Genomic DNA, 1,859 nt, shown 5'->3' on the forward strand with positions numbered 1-1,859 from the left:
CGACGTGGTGAAGGAAGCACTGCGCTTGAACGCGGCTGCCGTGATTCTGGCGCACAACCATCCCAGCGGGAACCGGACGCCGAGCGACACGGACAGGCAGCTCACCGAGCGCCTGCGCAGCGCCCTGGGCCTGGTGGACGTGCGTACCCTGGATCACTTCATCGTCGCGGGGTCGCGCACGGTGTCGATGGCGATGCAAGGTTGGAGGTGAACTTCGGGGGCTTCGGCCCCCTTTTTCATTGCATCGGATGGAATGCCGAAAGAGCTCATGAGGCAATGGAGATATTTTCTATTGAAAAATTCCCACCACCGCCGCATGGTGGTGGCCATAAAATTTCATATTGACCCGAACCCAGTCCGACGACTCGAAAACCTGATATGTAAAGATATCCTGATGGCCGCCGAACTTGGGATGAATATCCATATCTTTAGCGGTGTCTTTTCTGAATTCCTCAATAGTCGCGTTGAAGCTTGGATCGGGCGAGCTATCTGGAGGGATGAAGAGTGGAAGCGCCCCCAAGGGGATGAGGAGTTTCTTTTGGTAGTTGTAATGATGGAAATAGAGTGCACGAGCCATCTTGGTCAAGACAGTTTGTAGCAATTCGATTCTTAGCCGGAATCTCTTTCCGATATTTAAAAAATCGCCTTCCCATTGAAAGCCGAATTGCCTCAAATTACTGCTGCGTTTTTCCGCTAGACGCATGGCTCCTCGTACGGCGCTGCTTATGATCGGCTCAGGAACATTCTTTGCGATCGCTCCCAAGAGGAACCTCAAATATTCGTCTGCTTCGGAGAAGTCGTTATTGTGCTTTGCGCAGGATGGCACCGTGATCTTCCGAGGCCAGTCCATTCCCTTGGGGTAGATGCATCTGGGAGGGGCGTGCTCTTGTCCTGTGGCCATTGCGTCGCAGTGATAACAGGTAGATGGCCGGGAGTTTGCCATGCGGCTCAGGGAGAACGCCGAGTTCGGAGTGAGGCTAGAAAAGTACCGCGTAGCCGTCGTCGCAGGCAACCGTATCGGTTGCGCCAATGTGCCGGCTTGTCGCTGCTCAGGCGCTCGCGGGAGGAGCTGTCAATGGCGCCCGCGTCCGGCATGCCAAGATTCCCATACAGCGCCTCCCTGCGACATCGGGATGCCACCCGATGCCGCGTCAGGATTTTCTGCGGGTCGCGCTTCAGCGGAAGTGGCGCTCCTTCAGGATCTCATGGCAGCGTTTTGCCAAGGTGCCGTGGAACCAGACAGTGACGCCCAAGCCTGCCAGGAAGACGAAGGCAGCGGCGGCAGGTAGGTTGAGTCCGTGCTGGTTGGTCGCGCGCACCAGCGCCGGCAGCACGTCAATCACGGCCATCGACCAGTATCCAGCGATCAGGAATGACCCGCCGCCCAGCGCTGCAAGTAGCCAGTCGTTCATCTCCTGCAACCCCCATTTGCGCCGTGCCTGAAATGCCGCCCATGCGTTCTTGACGATTTGCATGCTCCTGCGCTCCGTGTTGTGGGAAGGAAGCCCATCATATGCCGGGCTTTCGCTGTTGAACTCTTGGGTCGATGGCATGGGCGTCCCCGGCCCTCTGGGAGATGGCCGGTCGCGCTGTCGTGCTGTGCATCGAGCCCCGCTGCGCGGGTCTCGCCCCTGGCGGGCTTCCATCGTTCCCTCGCTCCGCTCGGCTGACGCCTCCGGCCCGACTTCCAGCTTCGGGCCTGCGCGCTTCGCTTGCCGTGCGGTTTGGCGCAGTGAGGCGGTCGCTGCCGTGTCCAGCCGTCTCCCCTGACTTCATCACCTTGTCCGCGACTGTAGCCCGCGTCCGTGCGCCGTCAAGGCGCGCAGGGCCGTGTCCTCGGCTGCGCCTGCGGGCCGCAC

Annotated in this window: 3 protein-coding genes; 1 reads left to right on the plus strand and 2 read right to left on the minus strand. The window is 59.6% G+C overall.

Annotated elements, in window-relative coordinates; all coding sequences use genetic code 11:
• Nucleotides 1-211 (plus strand): JAB domain-containing protein (locus BLR05_RS25570; RefSeq protein ID WP_279616049.1); only part of this gene is annotated, 211 nt, incomplete at its 5' end.
• Nucleotides 212-289: 78 nt separating this feature from the next.
• Here the strand turns inward: BLR05_RS25570 and BLR05_RS26395 are convergent.
• Together BLR05_RS26395 and BLR05_RS25575 are read right to left on the minus strand one after the other, a co-directional pair.
• On the minus strand, nt 290-826 hold the full coding sequence (locus BLR05_RS26395; RefSeq protein ID WP_208606080.1) for a hypothetical protein: 537 nt from the start codon (nt 824-826) through the stop codon (nt 290-292).
• A gap of 349 nt (nt 827-1,175) precedes the next feature.
• The gene (locus tag BLR05_RS25575; RefSeq protein WP_092840638.1) at nt 1,176-1,475 is read right to left on the minus strand and encodes a hypothetical protein; all 300 of its coding nucleotides are present in this window, start codon (nt 1,473-1,475) and stop codon (nt 1,176-1,178) included.
• Between the last annotated feature and the right edge of the window lie 384 nt (nt 1,476-1,859).

The sequence above is a fragment of the Paracidovorax cattleyae genome (assembly GCF_900104515.1).
Lineage (GTDB): Bacteria > Pseudomonadota > Gammaproteobacteria > Burkholderiales > Burkholderiaceae_C > Paracidovorax > Paracidovorax cattleyae.